Here is a 1188-nt window from a genome sequence, read left to right as displayed (position 1 = left end):
GGGCCAGGATAGAGAAGGAAGAGGAACGGCGAGGGCACATATCAACACTACGGGAAAGCGGACGCCGCGGATAGCCTAGAAGAGGTTGTGGGGAAAAGAAAGATTCAAAAGGCATAGGAGGCGGACGGCGGAGAGCTAGACCCCCGCAGCTGCCAGAGTTGAGGCCGAGACAGAAGCGCGTTGAAATGGGATCCCCTTGTTGATGGCCTCCGCCGCCCACTTGCCGGAGAGGATGGCCCCCTCCATGCTGCCCAGGAAGGGCTGTAGGGTGTAGCTGCCCGCCAAGAAGAAGTTGGGAATAGGGGTAACTTGAGTGGGGCGATACTGCTGTCTGCCAGGGGTAGCCTTGTAGACCGAGCGCGGCGTTTTCACCACCACCCACTTGCGCACGCGGGCGGGGTTGGGGCCGGTAAGGTGCTGGGGAAAGAGTTTTTTCAGTTCCTCCAGCGTGGCGGCAAAGATCTCCTCATCGCCGCGATCAATCCACTCGGCAGCCGGAGCCAGCACCAGCTCCAACATGGACCGCTCCGGATCGGCATAGGCCCGGCAGGTGTTGCTCATGTCGGCATACACGCTCAATAGCGGCGAGCGGGAAAACAAGGAGTGATCGATGTGAGTAATCTTGCGGTCAAACCAGATCTGCAGGCTAATTACTGGCACCCCCTCCAGTTCACGCAGCTTTTGGAAAAAGGGGATCCCCCACCACTGCGCCGGCAGCAGCTCCTTGAGCGCGTCCACCGAAAGGGCCGAGACATAGGCATCGGCAGTCACCTCCACCGGCCCAGAGAGGGTGGCTAAGCAAAACCCGGCCACGCTGTTATCGAGGTTGAGACGAATGTCCTGCAACGCCGCCTTCAAATGCACTTCCCCCCCACGGGCGACAATGTAGTCCACCATCGGCTGGCAGAGCCGCTCTGGGGGAGCGCCGTCTAGGTAGGCAATCCTAGAGCCATCTTTTTGCTGCAAAAAGCGGTTCAAGGCCGTCAGGGGCACCATGGCCGAGATCTCCTCCGGGTTGATGAAGGCCAGGGCCTTGGAGACGGCAATGAAAATATCGGTGTTGACCCGCTCGTCAATACCCTGCCGCCGCAGCCATTCCAAGAGGCTATAGCGATCCATCTGCTCCACATAGCGCTGGCCGCGAATCATGGCCGGCACCAGCCCCAGGGCAAACTTCACCTTTTCCCC

1 protein-coding gene is annotated in these 1188 nt (G+C 60.0%); it reads right to left on the bottom strand.

Going from position 1 to position 1188, the window contains the following annotated elements; all coding sequences use genetic code 11:
* Positions 1–135: 135 nt before the first annotated feature.
* Positions 136–1188, bottom strand: a 1053-nt coding sequence (locus NW837_RS11410; protein ID WP_414331625.1) for an FAD-dependent oxidoreductase, incomplete at its 5' end; no start/stop codon positions are given.

The organism is Synechococcus sp. R6-10, from assembly GCF_047461815.1.
In the GTDB taxonomy this organism is placed as follows: domain Bacteria; phylum Cyanobacteriota; class Cyanobacteriia; order Thermostichales; family Thermostichaceae; genus Thermostichus.
Note: the sequence above shows the minus strand (reverse complement) of the source record. Positions and strands in the feature narration are given on the sequence as shown.